At 68.9% G+C, this 15790-nt stretch carries 17 protein-coding genes and 5 pseudogenes; 12 read left to right on the top strand and 10 right to left on the bottom strand.

Going from position 1 to position 15790, the window contains the following annotated elements:
• The 3 genes and pseudogenes from NRO40_RS30035 to NRO40_RS30025 form a co-directional block, all read left to right on the top strand.
• A pseudogene (locus NRO40_RS30035) lies at window positions 1–248 on the top strand (transcriptional regulator); the annotation flags it as partial.
• A 1143-nt stretch (window positions 249–1391) separates the two neighbouring features.
• A complete protein-coding gene (locus NRO40_RS30920; protein WP_408057102.1) occupies window positions 1392–1796 on the top strand; it encodes a PIG-L deacetylase family protein in 405 nt (134 codons plus the stop codon).
• Between the two features lie 18 nt (window positions 1797–1814).
• Entirely contained in the window at window positions 1815–2324 is a 510-nt protein-coding gene (locus tag NRO40_RS30025; RefSeq protein ID WP_079047393.1) for a GFA family protein, read from the top strand.
• Window positions 2325–2517: 193 nt separating this feature from the next.
• Here the strand turns inward: NRO40_RS30025 and NRO40_RS30915 are convergent, their stop codons facing one another.
• On the bottom strand, window positions 2518–2838 hold the full coding sequence (locus tag NRO40_RS30915) for a DUF6624 domain-containing protein (RefSeq protein WP_408057101.1): 321 nt from the start codon (window positions 2836–2838) through the stop codon (window positions 2518–2520).
• Window positions 2839–3014: 176 nt separating this feature from the next.
• Here NRO40_RS30915 and NRO40_RS30015 point away from each other — a divergent pair.
• Window positions 3015–3290, top strand: a pseudogene (locus NRO40_RS30015) (transposase); the annotation flags it as partial.
• Between the two features lie 362 nt (window positions 3291–3652).
• On the opposite strand, the gene NRO40_RS30010 reads toward NRO40_RS30015, so the two are convergent.
• Window positions 3653–4276, bottom strand: coding sequence for a TetR/AcrR family transcriptional regulator (locus NRO40_RS30010; protein WP_058944389.1), 624 nt, complete (start codon window positions 4274–4276; stop codon window positions 3653–3655).
• A gap of 69 nt (window positions 4277–4345) precedes the next feature.
• Between NRO40_RS30010 and NRO40_RS30005 the strand changes: the two genes are divergently transcribed.
• The 3 genes from NRO40_RS30005 (at window position 4346) to NRO40_RS29995 (ending at window position 6498) form a co-directional block, all read left to right on the top strand.
• Window positions 4346–4741 (top strand): hypothetical protein, encoded by a 396-nt coding sequence (locus NRO40_RS30005; RefSeq protein WP_058944388.1) that lies wholly within the window; start codon window positions 4346–4348, stop codon window positions 4739–4741.
• A gap of 357 nt (window positions 4742–5098) precedes the next feature.
• Window positions 5099–5749: a hypothetical protein gene (locus NRO40_RS30000; protein WP_232791033.1), complete on the top strand. Its 651-nt coding sequence runs from the start codon at window positions 5099–5101 to the stop codon at window positions 5747–5749.
• A 158-nt stretch (window positions 5750–5907) separates the two neighbouring features.
• Window positions 5908–6498 carry a hypothetical protein gene (locus tag NRO40_RS29995; RefSeq protein ID WP_157901821.1) on the top strand — a complete coding sequence of 197 codons (591 nt, stop codon included), beginning with the start codon at window positions 5908–5910 and terminating at the stop codon, window positions 6496–6498.
• Between the two features lie 89 nt (window positions 6499–6587).
• Here NRO40_RS29995 and NRO40_RS29990 read toward each other — a convergent pair.
• Window positions 6588–7132, bottom strand: a pseudogene (locus NRO40_RS29990) (IS5 family transposase); the annotation flags it as partial.
• Window positions 7133–7145: 13 nt separating this feature from the next.
• Here NRO40_RS29990 and NRO40_RS29985 point away from each other — a divergent pair.
• The 4 genes and pseudogenes from NRO40_RS29985 to NRO40_RS29970 all read left to right on the top strand — a co-directional run.
• Window positions 7146–7370: pseudogene (locus tag NRO40_RS29985) on the top strand (transposase); the annotation flags it as partial.
• 77 nt (window positions 7371–7447) lie between these two features.
• Complete coding sequence (locus NRO40_RS29980; RefSeq protein ID WP_058941737.1) at window positions 7448–7657, top strand: hypothetical protein; 210 nt, start codon at window positions 7448–7450, stop codon at window positions 7655–7657.
• 1400 nt (window positions 7658–9057) lie between these two features.
• Complete coding sequence (locus NRO40_RS29975; protein ID WP_058941736.1) at window positions 9058–9297, top strand: DUF397 domain-containing protein; 240 nt, start codon at window positions 9058–9060, stop codon at window positions 9295–9297.
• Between the two features lie 95 nt (window positions 9298–9392).
• Entirely contained in the window at window positions 9393–10310 is a 918-nt protein-coding gene (locus tag NRO40_RS29970; protein ID WP_058941735.1) for a helix-turn-helix domain-containing protein, read from the top strand.
• Window positions 10311–10358: 48 nt separating this feature from the next.
• Here the strand turns inward: NRO40_RS29970 and NRO40_RS29965 are convergent, their stop codons facing one another.
• The 4 genes from NRO40_RS29965 to NRO40_RS29950 form a co-directional block, all read right to left on the bottom strand.
• Window positions 10359–11186, bottom strand: a complete 828-nt coding sequence (locus tag NRO40_RS29965) for an SAM-dependent methyltransferase (protein ID WP_058941734.1) — start codon at window positions 11184–11186, stop codon at window positions 10359–10361.
• Window positions 11187–11369: 183 nt separating this feature from the next.
• Window positions 11370–11825 carry a hypothetical protein gene (locus tag NRO40_RS29960; RefSeq protein WP_058941733.1) on the bottom strand — a complete coding sequence of 152 codons (456 nt, stop codon included), beginning with the start codon at window positions 11823–11825 and terminating at the stop codon, window positions 11370–11372.
• Entirely contained in the window at window positions 11822–12661 is an 840-nt protein-coding gene (locus tag NRO40_RS29955) for a hypothetical protein (protein ID WP_058941732.1), read from the bottom strand. The genes NRO40_RS29960 and NRO40_RS29955 overlap by 4 nt, the downstream gene beginning before the upstream one ends.
• Before the next feature lie 340 nt (window positions 12662–13001).
• A complete protein-coding gene (locus tag NRO40_RS29950; RefSeq protein WP_058941731.1) occupies window positions 13002–13214 on the bottom strand; it encodes a hypothetical protein in 213 nt (70 codons plus the stop codon).
• A 1139-nt stretch (window positions 13215–14353) separates the two neighbouring features.
• Between NRO40_RS29950 and NRO40_RS29945 the strand changes: the two genes are divergently transcribed.
• Window positions 14354–14551 carry a hypothetical protein gene (locus NRO40_RS29945; RefSeq protein WP_157901819.1) on the top strand — a complete coding sequence of 66 codons (198 nt, stop codon included), beginning with the start codon at window positions 14354–14356 and terminating at the stop codon, window positions 14549–14551.
• 249 nt (window positions 14552–14800) lie between these two features.
• Here NRO40_RS29945 and NRO40_RS29940 read toward each other — a convergent pair whose 3' ends face one another.
• The 3 genes and pseudogenes from NRO40_RS29940 to NRO40_RS30905 all read right to left on the bottom strand — a co-directional run.
• Window positions 14801–15295: a DUF6624 domain-containing protein gene (locus NRO40_RS29940; protein WP_058941729.1), complete on the bottom strand. Its 495-nt coding sequence runs from the start codon at window positions 15293–15295 to the stop codon at window positions 14801–14803.
• Window positions 15244–15537, bottom strand: a complete 294-nt coding sequence (locus NRO40_RS30910; protein WP_232791032.1) for a hypothetical protein — start codon at window positions 15535–15537, stop codon at window positions 15244–15246. The genes NRO40_RS29940 and NRO40_RS30910 overlap by 52 nt, the downstream gene beginning before the upstream one ends.
• A 15-nt stretch (window positions 15538–15552) precedes the next feature.
• Window positions 15553–15783 (bottom strand): annotated as a pseudogene (locus NRO40_RS30905) (NUDIX domain-containing protein); the annotation flags it as partial.
• Between the last annotated feature and the right edge of the window lie 7 nt (window positions 15784–15790).

Here is a 15790-nt window from a genome sequence, read left to right as displayed (position 1 = left end):
CCTGCGGCCGGAGCAGTTCCCGACCGCTGAGCGCAAGGGCCCGTCCGGGTACCGACATGGCGCGCGCCTGGTGGGCCTGGCAGCGGCCCGAGCAGGCCGCCCACGCACTGCTGGACGCCTACCGGGCCAGCCCCGGCGAAGTTCACGACCGGCCAGCGATCCGCCGCATCGTCACCCAGCTCGCGGAACGGCACCCGCGCACCAGCGGCGTACGCGAACTGCACGCCGCAGTGACACGGATCATCTGACGCCCGTACGGTGGCACAGGCGCCCAGCCCCACAGGGCCCGGGGCGCTGCGCTTGAGCGCCTTCTGCGTCCAGCTCGGTCGGACGTGCTCCCGGCCGAGCAGCGGATCGAGTGGATGGAGAAGCTGACGAAGGTCCGGGCCGCGGCCCGGGCCAGTGTGACAACGCTCGAACACGTGGAAGCGCTGATCCCTGAAGGTCTGACCGGCCGGATCGGGTACGGGCGGGCCCTCGAGCGATCGGGCGCCCGCCCTCCTCGTTCGCCCTTCCTCGAAACAGGCCGCGGGCCCCGCCCTCCGGCAGCGCTGTCACCATCGCGATCACCCGGGATCGCAGCGCGCACAGGCGTGCTTGCCCAGGCAGGTGAGGCGGCGTGGGGTGCCGCAGCACCGCGGGGGTCCAGCCGTGAGCTTCATGAGTGCGTTGATGACGATCTGGACAGGACCTTCTTCGCGGAGCATCTGGTCGGCGGACTTGCCGTTGATGACGCGGTTGAGCATGTCCGGGGTGCAGCCGTTCAGCCGCAGCTGGGCCGCGATGCCGGGGCGCTACCGTCCGGCGATCTCGGCCCAGGCCCTGTCTTCTGCGGCCCGAGCCGCGAGCCTGGCCTGTTCCACGGCTTCTTGGCGGGTCTTCTCCGTGCGGGTGTGACGCCCTTCCCACGCAGGCGCAATGCCGTGTCAAGGGCGTCGATGCCCAGCAGCCTGATCCGAAAACGTCAGGAGAAGTGAAGGCGTCACCCGCTCACCGCCCAGGCACGTCAGACATGGCCCGACGGGTTCGCCGCGCACGGCTGGCAGATCGCGCGCCCCGACCACCGACACGCAGGCACCGACCCCCGGCAGCCACAAACGCGCGGCGCGCAATCGGGGAGCGGCGGGGCAGCAACCCTGGCCACCGGGGCAGCGGCGGCGGCACAGCGGTGATCGGCCGGCCGCAACAGAGTCGGGACACCACAGCGGCGAGAGACCGGACGGCGAGACAGCGACCGACACGCAGCCGGGCAGCGGCGGCCACCCGGCGGCGCACAACGGCCAGCGCTATAGCGACGCACGGCAACCCGACGGCGGGGCAGCAGGGCGGAGCGACCACCGCACCGCCCCCGCGGCACAGCGCGGCGCGACGGCGCGCCCGGCACACCGCGCCTGCTCGGTTACGCCGACGCGCGCAACCCCGACTCAGCACGCGGCGGTGCCATACGCCTCGTCGACGCTCCCCTCGACGAGGCCGTCGGCCGCCTCGTCGCACACATCCGACAGTTCCAGCCCGATCTCGTGATCGGACACGACGCCTTGGGCCAGCTGACCGGGCACCCGGACCACCGGCGCACCCACCAGATCACGCTCCTCACGGCGAGCGGCCGCTTCCCGCGCTGTTGTCCCGTGCCGACGCCGGGCGACGAGACCGCGTCCTCGCCACCGAGTACTTCACCCGTCTCGGCCTCACTCGCGGCGGCCCGGTCGCCTCAGCACTCACGGCCGGTCCACCCGGCCCTCGGTGAACCCGCTTCACGTCACGACCCACCCAGTGGCATCGGCCCGGGTCGATGAAGACGGACAAGGAGTCCCATGCCTAGTTCACCCCACCAATCCGGCCAGACAGATCCTCCCGCCACCCCGAGCAGCCCGCCAGGGAACAGGAACCCGACCGTCGATGCACCGGGTGCAGCCGTCGCGCTCAGGACCGGACGCTGCCAGTGCGAGTACATCGTGTACCAGGTGCAAGGGGCCCCGGATGGTCCGCACTTGTGTTCCTGTCGGCACGAGACACGGATCTCCGGCGGCCCCGCGGTCCTCTGGCTCGGCTTCCGCAAGGACGGGCTCACGTGGACCGGCCCCGGCGGCGAGCCGACGTGGTACGCGACCTGGCCTACTCTTCGCCGCGGATTCTGCCCGCGCTGCGGAACACACCTCGTGTCGGTCGCCGACGACTCACACATGATCACGGTCGCCGGCTTCAGCCTCGACGAGCGCAGCGGCACCGACCCCGTCGGACACTCCTTCCGCGACGAGGCGGCGCCGTGGATGACCATCACCCTCGATGACGCCCCGCTCGCTCCACAGCCCGCCTCCCCCTGACGCCTTCACACCGCCAACGGGAGACGCCACAGCTCGTCTTGCCCGCGCCGGCAGGGGCGGCGATGAGTACGCCGCAGTCGTCGAGGGTGGCGTCCGCGGCATGGAAGGAGGCGGTGTCGATCATGACTGTCGCCGGCCGCAGTACGGCGGAGCCCGTCTTCGCGCCCGCTGCCTGGCGCCCCTGGGCCAGCCGCTACCGGACGCCGACCGCGACCTGCTCCATGTACGTCTTCAGCGGTTCGAACCCCCATGCGGCCCGCAGCGTCTCGGCCTCTCCTGGGTGCGCAACGGGATAGAGAACGAGCGTGCCGTCGGGGCCTGGTGTCAGCTGGGTGCCGAAGATCAGTTGCTGTCCTCGGGCGATCCGTACCCGGTCCTCCAGCTGGGCTTCGTGTCGCGGGTCGGCGTCGCCTGCGGTCGCGAGCAGCTCAAGGCACTCCTGCTGGAGGTCGGGGTGCCGGTCGGCATGCTGTGCGAGCAGCGAGGCAGCCGCGGCGGCCTGCCGCCCGACCAGGGCCTCGCCCGGCCATCCGCGAGCGGCGATCAGCTCTCGCAGCGCAGCCTGTGTTCGCCTCGTTCCCTGTCAAGTCGTTGTGTTCAGCTCCAGGCGGTCGCCGCGGAGGCGGCATCGCGCTCGGATCTGATCACAGGAACGCCGTCAGCGACCTTGTGATGAAAGGGGCCGCTGACGGCGCTGTTGGGCGACGACCGGGTCGATGCCAGGTCGTGAACGGGATCTTGTGGAAGCTGTCCACCGGTACCGCCTGGCGTGACCTGCCCGAACGGTACGGGCCGTGGAAGACGGTCTACGAACGCTTCCGCCACTGGTCCGCCGACGGCACATGGGACCGGCTGCTGGCGCATGTCCAGCAGCACTCCGACGCCGTCGGGACCCTCGACTGGTCCATCGTCTGCGTGGACTCGACGACGGTGCGGGCACATCAGCATGCGGCGGGGTCCGAAAAGGGGGCCCTGGGAAGGTCTGCCATCTGACACCCCGAGCGCCTCAAGTTCGGCGACAAGCACGCCCACCTGGTCCTGGGCCGACACTCCGTCCTGCTGCCTCCCCGACTCGCCGTGCTCCTGCGGAACCTTGCCGAACAACCACTGCTGCGACCCCAGCTATCGCGAGTACACCCCGGCCCTCAATCGCTCCTCCGGGGCATGCGCCGCTGACCCCCCAGCCCGATCCTCGCCGACGTGACCGGGATGCACCGCCACACCGCAATCCGCTGGGTCGCCCACGCCCGACGCGAGGCCGCTCGAGCAGAGCACGAGGCCACCAAGCTGGAGAAGAAGGGGAAGGGTGCACGCTTACGCAGCAACCATCACGAAGCATCCAGATCATTATCAATCAGTGACATATCAGACACCAAGGCGCAGGCAGCGGCGGCGAAGTACTGCTCATCGGCACCATGCGCGAGGCCGAGGATGACGCCCTGGCTCAGGCCGACGAACAGCGCCCTGAGTGCGGTGGCCAGGCGTTGTGCCTGGTGCGGCGTTATGACGCTCCCGTTGTGCGACCTTCCCGTGAACAGCGCGATCAGGTGGTCCTCCTGCGATCGGATGGACTTGGCGAGTTGGGATCCCAGGTCTGGGTCGTGCAGGGCCATGTCCAGCAAGGTGATCTGGAGCGCCAGGCGAGAATGCGCATCGGGAGCGTCACAACTACGCCGGTAGTACCGGGCAAAGGCATTGACCGCTTCAAGCAGATCCAGCCCGGAGGGAACCGCCTGCTCTACCTCTTCGTAGTGCGGCCGCAGGTAGTCGGCAACCAAGGCGACCACCAGGCCGTTCTTGCTCCCGAACAGTGAGTAGATGGCGCCGGTGGTCAGGTCGGCCCGTTCGGCGATCTCCTCAAGCTTGGCCCCTTGCCCGTCTCGAGAGACTACCCGGAACGCAGCATCCAGCAAGGCGCGGCGGTTGCGTTCCTTGGCCTCTGCTCTCGTCATTCTCATAGAGCGATTATTGCCGTAATCTCGTTATTAGACCAGTCGGGACGAACTCAGGAAGGAACGCTCATGGCCCAGATCGTGACACCGCCAGCGACACGCCGGACAGTGGGGATCATCGCCGATGGCGTCTTCAAGGTGTTACTCGCTGCTGTCTACATCGTCGGAGCTGCCCCACTCGGTCGTCTGCTCGGCGTGCCCGCCTGGTTGATGGTTGCCTCTGGCGTGGCCTTGCTGATCGGTGGTGGGATCGAGATCGGATATGTACGAAGCCGCCCGGTGCGCACTTACACGCGGCTCATGGTTGCCTACGACAGCGGCTGGGTGCTGGCCGCCCTTGCCGGCCTCCTGATGGCGTGGCAGGGAAGCAGCGCCGGGGGTGAGGTGTGGATCGGGTACCAGACCGCCGCCCCCGTCGCGCTCGCCGCACTGCTGGTGGCCGCCAACCCCACGCAGACCGCCTAGGCGGTGTCTTCAAATGATCCTGTCTGGGATCGTGTGAAGGTTCCGCACCGGGACGGCCTGGCAGGGTGTCACCGAGCGGTGCGGACCGTGGGCCACGATGCGCACACGTTTCCGCAGGTGAGATGCGAGCGGAACGCATAGGGGTGACCGTTGATCACAGAACCCAGAGCACGTTGATCCGATCCAAGGCGTCATCGCGCGGGGACTGTGGGAAGCGACTCCCAAATCCGGCTGTGCCTCATGAACACACGCCGCAACGCCCAAAAGTGATCTTGCCGACGTGGGCACTCCTGTGACTTGCTGGTATCCGACAACCGTCTGTAGTGGGCGGAGAACGATCAAGGGCTGAGGCAGTCAGTGAACGATGAAGTGAAGAACGCTTACGACAACGCGATCGTGGCAGCGCTGCACGAGAATCGGCCGGTCATGCTCGTCCACGCCTCAAACGGTAGCTACCTGCGGCCCGTCGAGCTGAAGGGGGAGAGCCACGACAAGGGAGCAATGCTGGTTACCGCACTCGACTGTGCCACCAAGGAGGCGCAGGGCCATCTCTGGTACTTCACCCGTGGCGGCTCTTTCGGAGAGCGACCGCTGTACTTCATCGAGAGCGCCGCGGGCCAGGCGTCGCGCCCCGCCGGCGCGGGCGACGGCACGCCGGGGCCGCAGCGCCGGCGCATCACCGTCCACCAAGATGCCCCCAAGAGCGAGGCCGACGCCGTCCAGGTCGGCCTCCTCGACAAGGTCGGCGACAAGTGGCGCGGGAAGAACGGCGCTCCTGAGGACACCCAGCTCTGGATCGTCACGGTGACGCCGTGGGGCGGGATCACGTTCGTACCGATCACCCACCCCGACGCCATCCTGGGGTTCAAGGACCACGCGGTGACGGCCAACAGCGAAGTCCGTATCACCTATAACATGGCTGGGGACTTCACCGGGACGGCCATCAACGCGTTCTACCCACGGCTGCCCAACGAGTGGAACGTCCCGCAAAGCCACGTCTTCACGTGATCCGCTGCCACTGCCGCGTCACACCCGTCCCGAGCCAACGCCCGCACCGCCTGGAAGGCACCATCTACATTCCCGGGCTGTGAAGAAACTACTCGCGGCGTTGCGGACTCAGCGGCTGAGTGGGCGTGACCTGTGGGGATGTAAGGCGTTCACCGTCCATGAAGCGACTTGCACTCTCGATGACACTCGCAGCCACATGCACGGTCTCCCTGACAGGCGTCGCTCAGGGAGACGAGCCGCGCGCGGCTTCGGCAGCTCCGGCCGTGCAGGAGCTGGTGGGGCAGGGCACCGACGTCTGTCCCAGCAAGAGCCTGTGCCTGTACCAGGACCACGACCTGAACGCTCACAACAAAGACGGCAAAGTCTGGATCTTCCCCGTAGCCGAGGAGCGCCATGACTTCACTCTGGAAGGCCACGCCGCACAGAACCAGCCTTCCTCGGCCTACATGAACGTGTCCGATACCAAGTGGACTGCCTACCTGTTCGCCGACGAGCGATGCGGCTACGACGGGGACCGGAACCAGGAAGCCATTCAGTTCCTGGGGAGCCGACGCCTGGATGTGCTCCGAGATGTCAATGGCCGAGCGAAGCGGTATGGGTACTTCTACAGCAACGGCAGGTGGGACAAAGACAAGCGGTGGGGTATCACCGAGGAGACGCTGAACCTGAACGACCGGGCAGGATGCGTTACCACCGGAGCCTGGGACAACACGTACGCGATGCGTCCCTCGTACACAGGCAGTATGTGATCTTTCCGGCCTTGGCCCATCTTTCGTCGCGGCCCGCCGGGTTCGTCTGCGGGCCGCGACACTGCCGCCTTGAGGGTTGTCGTCCAATGTCACGCCCACATCAGGAGTGAGGCGAGCGTGACGGCTGCTTCGTAGGACTGGGCGGTCTTGTCATACCGGGTAGCGATGCCTCGCCACTGCTTCAAGCCGTTGAAGCAGCGTTCCACCACGTTGCGGTGCTTGTATGCCTCGCGGTCGAAGACCGGCGGGCGGCCTCCGCGGCTGCCTCGCCGAGCCCGGTTACGGACCTGGTCGGCCCGCTCGGGAATGGTGTGGGCGATGCCCCGGCGGCGGAGCCACGTGTGGATCGCCTTCGAGCTGTAGCCCTTGTCGCCCAGGACGTGATCAGGCCGTACCCTGGGCCGCCCGGGGCCGATCCGGGGCACCCGGACCGCTTCCATAACGGCGATGAACCGGGTGCAGTCGTTGGTGTTGCCGCCCGTCACGACGAAAGCGAGCGGACGGCCCCGCCCTTCACAGGCCAGGTGAATCTTGCTGGTCAGGCCGCCTCTGGACCGGCCGAGGGCCGGGTCGCGAAGCCCCCTTTTCGGGCCCCGGCCGCGTGCTGGTGAGCGCGGACGACCGTGGAGTCGACCGACACCAGCCACAAGGCCACCATCCCCGAACGCGTCGACCAGCTCGCCGGCCGCAAACGGCGTCGTGAACGACCTTGCGGGTTCGACAGGGCCGTCTACCGACGCCGCAACATCGTCGAACGCTGCTTCCACCGCCTCAAACAATGGCGCGGCATCGCCACCCGCTACGACAAGCGCCCCGACCGCTACCTCGCCGCCGTCACCCTCGCCGGCACACTCATCTGGCTCGACACATGATCGACAAGACGCTCCCTAGGGCGCTCGCACAGGGAAACCCACCCACCGACGGCGGGCCTGTGCGGGAGGACTGGGCGATGGCCACGACCGTCACCATGGCCTTCGCCGCCGGCGCCAACGGCCTGAACGTCGGCCTCGGGGCACCGACGCACGTCACGAACCCGGTGTTCGACGCGAAGCTGCCCGGCGCCTGGCTGGTCGACCTCTCCCACGTCGACCTGTCGAAGGTGAAGATCGCCACCAGAGCGGCCCGCCTGGCGAGAACGGCGGGCAGCTGCCGGCGGTGAAGCAGTCCGCTGAGACGGGCCTTTTTACGCGGGCTCCGAAGTCGCCGAACGGTAGCCACGCGATCCGGGAGAGGGGCCGACCTGGTGCACGACCTCGTCGCCGGCGGCGAGCTCGCCGAAGAGGAGATCCTTGACCCGGCCGTCGACTCCGCGGTGCTGACCGGTGTGCTGGCCCTGTACGGGGCGTGTACCTTGTCCGATCCGAGCACGGCGGCCGGAGTAGTGCCTGAACGCCGTCCACCACCTCGTACTCGCGATCACCCTGGCCAGCACTGACCTGGACCGATCGAGATCAGCGCTGCGCCGGGCGCCAGATCCGGCGGAGCGGGCAGGAGACATGCCGCAGCGGGAGGGGACCTACGGGCGGCGTAGTCCGCGGGGCGCGCCGGGGAGGCAGCAGCAGCGCGGATACGACCCGGGGAAGGGCCCGAAGCGCGGCCGAACAATGTGGTGGTCGGACGGCGGGCCCAGCGCGGCGACGGGGAGCCCGCCGGCGAGGCGGCGCGGGAGCGGCGGGTGAACGGCAGTCCGGAGTGCAGGCGCGGCCGGAGCGAGGCAGCGTCGCGGACTGGATGGGGAGGTGAGAGCTGCGCGTCGTGGCGGCACAGGCGATGGGCCGGACGAAGCCGCTCAGCAGCGAGGGCCCGACGGCGGGGCAGCGAGGGTGAACTCGGTGGCCGGAGCGCGGCTGTCGCGCGGACATCGGCGGCTGGCGATGCACCGGCAGCCGGCGGCGAGACCGGGCCCCGCCGGGACCGCGCCCGCGCCGCCCGGGTGTTGGCGCTCGGTACGCGGACCCGGCATCCCCATGTGGCGGCCCCCTTCTCGGTTTCGGCCCGCAGCCGGATGCCGGCGGACCGTGGTTGCCGCGGCCGTCACGCGGGCAGGGCCTCACAACTCAGGGTCGACGTGGACGAATGCGATGGCCGGCGTCTCGATCGCGACCAGGGCGTGTCGCGGCGGCCGCCGCGTTCCAGCCCGTGCCGATGCACGGCGTCTGGGAACTCGCACGCTGCCTCCGCCACCGGTCCGCGTGCTCTCCGTGCCGGGTCCTGCCCGGCGTAGCGGTGAGGACTGGCCCGGACGGTAGGCACGGCTGGTTGCACGAACCTGACCGGTGTGGGTCCGTAGAGCGGGACGTGCTACTCCTGTGGCCCGCCGGACGAGGGCACGTCTGCCGGTCGGCGGTATCTGCGATGTTCGGGCCTATCCCGCTCGGGTGCGACGGCCCGGCACGCAACACGGCATGAGTGTTGATCGTATAAGCAGCGTCGAACTGCACTCTTTCGGGGAAATGTTCGCATGCGGTCTGCCCGACTACCCTTGCATGAGTGGCACTTGGACTTCCCACATGGGAATTGTGTGCACGCGTTTGTCAGACGACGAGAAGGGTGAGGGGAATGGCGATGACGATCAAAAACGGTGTCTCGGCTGGCGAGATCATGGGTGTGACCTGGGTGAAGGCTCAGGCGAGCGTGGGGGCCGGTGAGTGTATCGAGGTGGCGGGCCTCCCCGAAGGCGGCGTGGCCGTGCGCAACTCCCGGGACCCGGAGGGCCCGGCGTTGATCTTCACGAAGGCGGAACTGAAGGCCTTCCTGGAGGGTGCGAAGGGCTCGGAGTTCGACCGTCTCGCCGTTTAGGGGCAACTGAAAGCTAAGCCTTGGTCATAATTTGTGCGGCGGGCATGCAAGCGGCATTCTGGGGGCAATTTTCTGCCTAGTGGTCCGGAGTTCGCATGCCCGCCGCCCGCAAGTCCCGCCTCGAGTCGGACGCCGACGTCATCCGCATACAGGCGTCGGACGAGCAGCGCCCCGCCGGCCGGCTGCTCGGTGATGAGCTGAGGTTCCACCGCGAGCGTCTCGGGTACACCCTGGCCGACGCCGCGCGGGTGATCCGGGCCTCGACCTCGAAGATCAGCCGTTTGGAGCGGGGGGAGAGCCCGGCCAAGCCGCGGGACGTCCATGACCTGGCCGTGTTCTACCGGCTGTCCCGGGAGCAGCAGGGTCAGCTCGACCAGCTGCTGGCGCAGGCGGGGAACGCCGACCTCTACGCGCAATTCGCCGATGTGACGCCCAACTTCCTCAAGCGCCTGATCCGCCTCGAGGGCACCGCCGAGAAGATCTCCGTCTTCGACCCACGTGTCGTGCCGGGGCTGCTGCAGATCGAGGACTACGCGCGGGCGCTGGTGTCGATGATGGAGCTCGGCGTCGCGCCCACTGACATCGAACGCATCGTCGCCCTGCGGATGAAGCGGCAGGTCATGCTCGACAAGGGTGTCCCCACCTTGGCCGCCCACATAAGCGAGGACGTGCTCTATCGGCCGTACGGTTCCGCGGACGTGATGGTGAAACAGATGGCGTTCCTCCTCAAGGCGACGCGGACCAACCGTGTCAATGTCCGTATCGTGCCCAAGGAGGCCATCATGCCTCCCTACCCCCTGTTCCACTTGACGTTCGGCGACCGCCAGGAGCTCGCCTACGTGGAACACCTCGACGGGGCGAACTACATCACGCAGAAGCCTCAGCTCGACAAGTACCGCCGACTGCTGGACAACGTCCGCGCGAGCGCGTACGACCGCGAGCAGAGCACCGCGGCGCTGGAGCAGGCGCTCGCCCACTGGGAGCGGCTGGCCGCCACGGACGGGCCGGCGTAGAGCTGCTGTGCGGGCCCGGGCCCGTTCCGTGGCGGCTTCACCGCGGTGTCATCCCGGAATGCGGGCGAGGCCGCCCCACTCCACCCAGTCCGTCGGCCTGAGGTGCATGGGGGGAGGCGCGGAGTCCGGTCGCCAGTCGATCACATCGACGAGCCCCGGGGGGTTCTCGATGTCCAGGCCGTCGAAGAAGCGTCGGACTTCGTGCTTCTCGCGGACCCGGCCCCATTTGCCGTTGGTCGCCACCGCCATCAGGTCGGTGACATCGCGGCGTACGACCGGGTCATCGCTCACCAGCTGGCAGATCACCATGTAGCTGCCGGCCGGAAGCTGTCTGGCGACGGTCTGGATCAGCCTGGCCGGGTCGTTCTCGTCGTCGGTGTCCGGCAGGCAGTGCAGGACGGACACGAACAGGGCTGCGATGGGCTCGTCCCAGTCGAGGAAGCCCTCGGTCGCCGCTCTGATGTCGCCCGTGCACCGCATGTCGTACCCGAGGACCTTGGTGTTGTCGTTGTCGTCCAAGAAGGTGCGGGCGTGGGCGAGGACCATGGGGTCGTCGTCGACGTAGACGACCTTGGCGTCCTTGTGGTGCCGCTGCGCGACTTCGTGCACGTTGTCCTGCGTCGGCAGCCCGGATCCGTGGTCGAGGAACTGGGTGATGCCTTTCTCTGCGGCCAGGAAGCGCACCACGCGTCTGAGGAAGTCCCTGTTGCTGCGGGCCAGCTGCTGGCTGCTGGGAGCGATCTTCAAGAGCTCGACGCAGGCGTCGCGGTCGACGTCGTAGTTCTCCGTCCCTCCCAGCAGCCAGTCGTACATGCGCGCGGCGCTGGCTTTGCTGGTGTCGATGACGTGAGTTTGGGGTTTCTCCCCGTAGGCCATACGCGCTCCCGTAAGCCCTGCGCGGGCTGGGTGTCGTGGACGTAGTGGGCTCATCCTAGGAGCGCTCCAAGCGGTCGGCTAGTCGCTCAATGGGACGTAGCCGACGAGCTGTTACACGCCACGCAGACGTGTGTGCCCCGGCGCACAACCCGTCTCACGGAGCGGTGTGCGCCGGGGCTCGGTTCAGCCTCCGCAGTGGCCCAGGAAGGTGCGCAGGTCACGCTCGGCGCCGCGCAGCAGGGCCCGTGCCTCGTGGTCAGTCAGGCCCATGAGCCCGGCGGCGTTGCCGACGGATAGCTGCAGGTGGTGATGCAGGAGCATCATGTCGGCCTGGTCTTCGCGCAAAAAGGCGTGGAACCTGCCCGCCCGGCCCGCAGCGCAGGCAGTCCGCTGGGCTGTCTCGGTGCGCAGGTCCCTCCACGCACGGGCGGCCGGGCGCTCGCCGCCGAGCACCGCGACCCACCGTGCGCCCAGGGCGTCGAAGACGACGTCGACGCAGCGCCGCGCCTCCACCTGGTCGTCGATACGCACCTGGGCGTAGCGCACGTAGGCGTCCCGGTTGGCTTCGCAGAAGGCCGCGAACTCCAGGCGGAACCGGGGCGGGCGTACCGCGTGGTGGCTGTGCCGCACCATGATCACCGATCCCCTTCCCGGGCGGCGAGCTGCGCGGCCCGCGCCTCCGCCCACAGACTCTCGAACGACGCCAGGTCCGCCCCCAGTACCGTCAGCACGTGGCTGACGACCGGCCAGTCGGGCACCGCCTGCCCGTCGAAGACCGCCCGGACCTCAGCCACGTCCCGGTCAGGCGGGCAGCTTGCGGCGAGATCCGGTAACCCGGCCGCGAGCCGCGCACCGCACAGCGCCGCACGGAGGCGCTCCGGGCTGTCACCCACGTCGCCCGGTGCCGGTTGGCCCCAGGCGTGCTGCCACAGCCACCGCAGCTCCTGCGGCTCGCCGCCCAAGGCGTGCGCCAGCATGTAGATGACCGACCACGGCGCGACCGTACGCCCTTCCAACACGGAGGTGAGGACGGGGAGGGGTAGGTCCGTGATGGAGGAGACGCGGCTCAGGCCGGCAGCCGAACGCTCATGCAGCGTGCGCAGGGCCGCGCCGAGGGCTTGTGCCGCACCGCACGATGCGGGCCCCGCAGGGCGCAGGATGAACTCACCGTCCGCGGGTGCGGGCGGTTCCCGGTAGGCCGGCCGAGCCGAGGGCAGGGGCACCCGTGCAGCGACCAGGCGGGAAGCGCGAACACCGCCCCACCGGGCCCGGGCCGATGCTTCGCTCAGGCGCGCCGCGGACGCCACCTCCTGCCAGTCCTGCCCCCGCTGACGAGCTGCGTCGACCGCCACGGCCGCCAGGCAGTCCGCGTCCTGGCACAGCCGTCCCGTCAGCTCCAGCACCTCCGGTAGGGGCAGCTCGGCGCCGGCGGTGTGCAGGTGCCGGGCGCGCGCGGACAAGTCGTGGCTGATCACGCGCCAGGCGTCCTTCGCCGGCCTGGAGGCTCGCCGGTCACGATCCCGTTGACGCTGTGCACGCTGCCGGCACGTCGTGTTGCAGTAGTCCCTGGGGCGTCCGCCCCGTTTCGATTGCTCGATGCCCTTCCCGCAGAAGGCGCACGGCGATGGTGCTGCCATCGAAGATCCCCTTTCGCCTGCCCCGGGGGTGGTCGCCCCACCGCTCCGGGGGCTTGAGCAGTCGCGGTCCCTGGTGGGTGCCGTACGCGTACGGCACCCACCAGGGGAGGTCCGGCGCTCAGCTCCGGCGCAGGTCCACGAACTCGCAGGTAGCTGCGGCGGGACCAGCCCACCACGCTCACCACCGTGAACCGGCGAGCAGCCACAGGCCGGAGGCGTCCGTCGCGACGGGCCGCACCCTGGTGACCAGGATGATGACGGTCACCAGGACGAGGACGACGATCAGCAGGCTCGCGCCCAGACGCAGGTCGAACAGCGCGGCGTTTCGGGTTTCACCATCACTCCGGGCAGGGATAATCCCGGGGGGAAGCACCGGGGAGTAAACGTCCACTCCCGGTTCTTTCCGTTGGTCACGTGCATTCCTTTCTGGGTTGTAGATGACCTGACAGGTGGCCCCGGGATGCACCCCGGGGCCACTTCCATGACAGCCCGCAGCGAGCCGGCCGTGATGGGGCACCCACAATATCGTCAGCCTGAGCCGTTCGCTCCACGATCCCAAGGCCTCCCCCCATGGGAAATGATCCCTCCATGCAAGGCGACCGAATTGTAGGATTCCTGGATCAGGTGACGCTCATTGGTGATCGATTTAGTATCTTTTTAGCCTTGGCTGGTCTGCTTTCTTTCTGACGCCACCCCTCGCGGCGGAGGTGAGGCGAGAAAACCGCAGGTCACACGGGGCTTCTGGGTGAGCGGGCGGCGGGACGGTAGTCCCACCTAAGAGGAAGGATCACTTCCACCCCCGCAGGCTCATGCATATGGGAAAAAAGCGAACTTGCGAAGGTGAATCGACCTCCCGATTCGCTACCACACCCCGAGGTGATCCCCCACAAAAAGCAGCTAATCAGGGGGGTGTGCGCTGTGAGGTCGAGGTAGACATCTTCGCTGGGCAAACGCCCGGCAGCCCGGATACCTGAAGACGGACAAACAAATCCAGTCGACGATGCACCACTAATTCGTTCATACGCCCGACGGCTGATCCACTCCGACACACGTACGAGTCCAGACTGGGTCATGGGCTTCAGCGTGCCCCAAGACGGCCCAGTGACAACGCCAGCCCACCACAGCCCAAGCTGGCCATCCAACAACGAGCGCGACGACGCCGCACTCGGCGGCGGCACGGCAAGGCCGCAGCGGCGCGGGCAGCGGAGCCCGTTCTTGGGCGCCAGCAGGTCCGCCGGCACGGCGCCGGGGACTGGACGGGGAGCCGGAGGCCGGCGCGCGACCCGGCAGCGCGGCGGTGGCCGGACGAGGCCGCTCGGCGGCGGGGGCCCGACGGCGAGGCGGCACGAAACAACTCGACGGCCGGCAGGCGGCCGGGAGCCCGACCGGGCGACGGACACGGGTCGGCGCTCGGCCGAATCTGCGCCGCCTTGCCAGCGGGGAGGTCACCGGCGGCGAGAGACGGCAGTCGGGCAGGCCCGCGGGCGGCGACCGGCAGCGCTGACCTGGCCGGTGGTGAACCTGCGCCGCGTGCTGGAGTTCTCCGTGGAAGCCGGGGTGCTCGACAGCGGGCGGCGGCCGGGCTGCCGGCGGCGCTGCGGGCGGTCTACTACCCGCAGCGCGCCTGTGGCAGTGCGGGCGGTGACCGCCGCCGCAGCGAGGGTGGTGTTCGCCGGGTGGCTGGAGGACCAGCAGCGCCGGGACCGGCACTTCGGCGACGCGAAGTGAGCACACCGAACGCGACGGCCGCACCGAGCGCCAGGAAGAGACCTTCACCGATCTGATCGCCGCACACAGCCGGGATCATCATCGGCCAGCGAGGCCGCGGGGCTCCGGTCGCGATCCTGCGCGGCATCTCGTACGAGGGCGGCGTGGCGGCGATGCTGTACCACAAACGGTGTCGATCATGACCGACACACGAGCGCGCAGCGCGGCGGAGCCGGGTCTCGCGCCGACCCCGGCCATCCTGACCTCGCCCTACTTGGCGCTGGCCGCGACCTGCTCGATGTACCTCTCCAGCGGCTTGAACCCCCACGCTGCCCGTAGCGCCTCGACCTCATCCGGGTTTGCCACAGGGTACGGGGCGAGGGTGCCGTCGGGGTTCTGTGTCAGCTGGGTGCCGAGGATCTGCTGCTGCCCTTGGGTGACCCGTACCCGGTCCTCCAGCAGAGTGCCGTGCTGCGGGTCGGCGTCGCCCGCGGTCACGGCAGCCGAGAGCAGTTCCAGGCACTCCTGCTGGAAGTCGGGCTGCCGGTCGGCATGCTGCGCGAGGAGCCACGCGGCCCCGGCGGCCTGTCGCCCGACCCTCGCCTCGCCCGGCCATCCACGCGCGGCGATCAGCTCTCGCAGCCAGGCTGTGTTCGCCTCGTCGACGGCCCGCCACCACTCCATCAGCTCCGGCGTCCGCTCGGCCGCCGGGATCAGCCGTACGGCCTGGTCCTCGTCCTGGCGCCGAAGTAGCTCCGCAGCCAAGTCCTCGTCGACCGCCGCCGGGGCCGCACGGCCACAACGCGGTCGATCGTCTCGAACAGCTCGCCAGCCAGTACCCGCGTGTCCTCGGGAAGGTTGAGCTGGTCGAGCGCGCTGCGCTCCACCCAGTGGACCGTGTGCTCGGGCGCCGCGTGCATGGCGAACGGCCGGTCGACGGCACCGACGACGATGTGGTCCCCGTGTACGTGGCGCCGATCGCAGCGGCTGTCTGCAGCTGCCGGCATCGACACCACATGCCACACCGACGCGGTCGCCGGATGCGGATACCCCTGGGGAAGCGGCGGCAGTAGGCGCACTCGGTGCCCCGTCTCCTCCAACACCTCCCGCGCCGCGGTCGCAAGCGCGTCCTCACCGTCCTCGGCGTGCCCACCGGGGACGAGTCCACCCCCGAGGCGAGGGTGTTCGATCACGCACAACCACCACTGCTGGCCGAACCGCGCGAAGGCGTAGCAACTCGCCGTCTCATGCACCACAGAT

Source organism: Streptomyces changanensis (assembly GCF_024600715.1).
GTDB classification, from domain to species: Bacteria; Actinomycetota; Actinomycetes; order Streptomycetales; family Streptomycetaceae; genus Streptomyces; species Streptomyces changanensis.
Note: the sequence above shows the minus strand (reverse complement) of the source record. Positions and strands in the feature narration are given on the sequence as shown.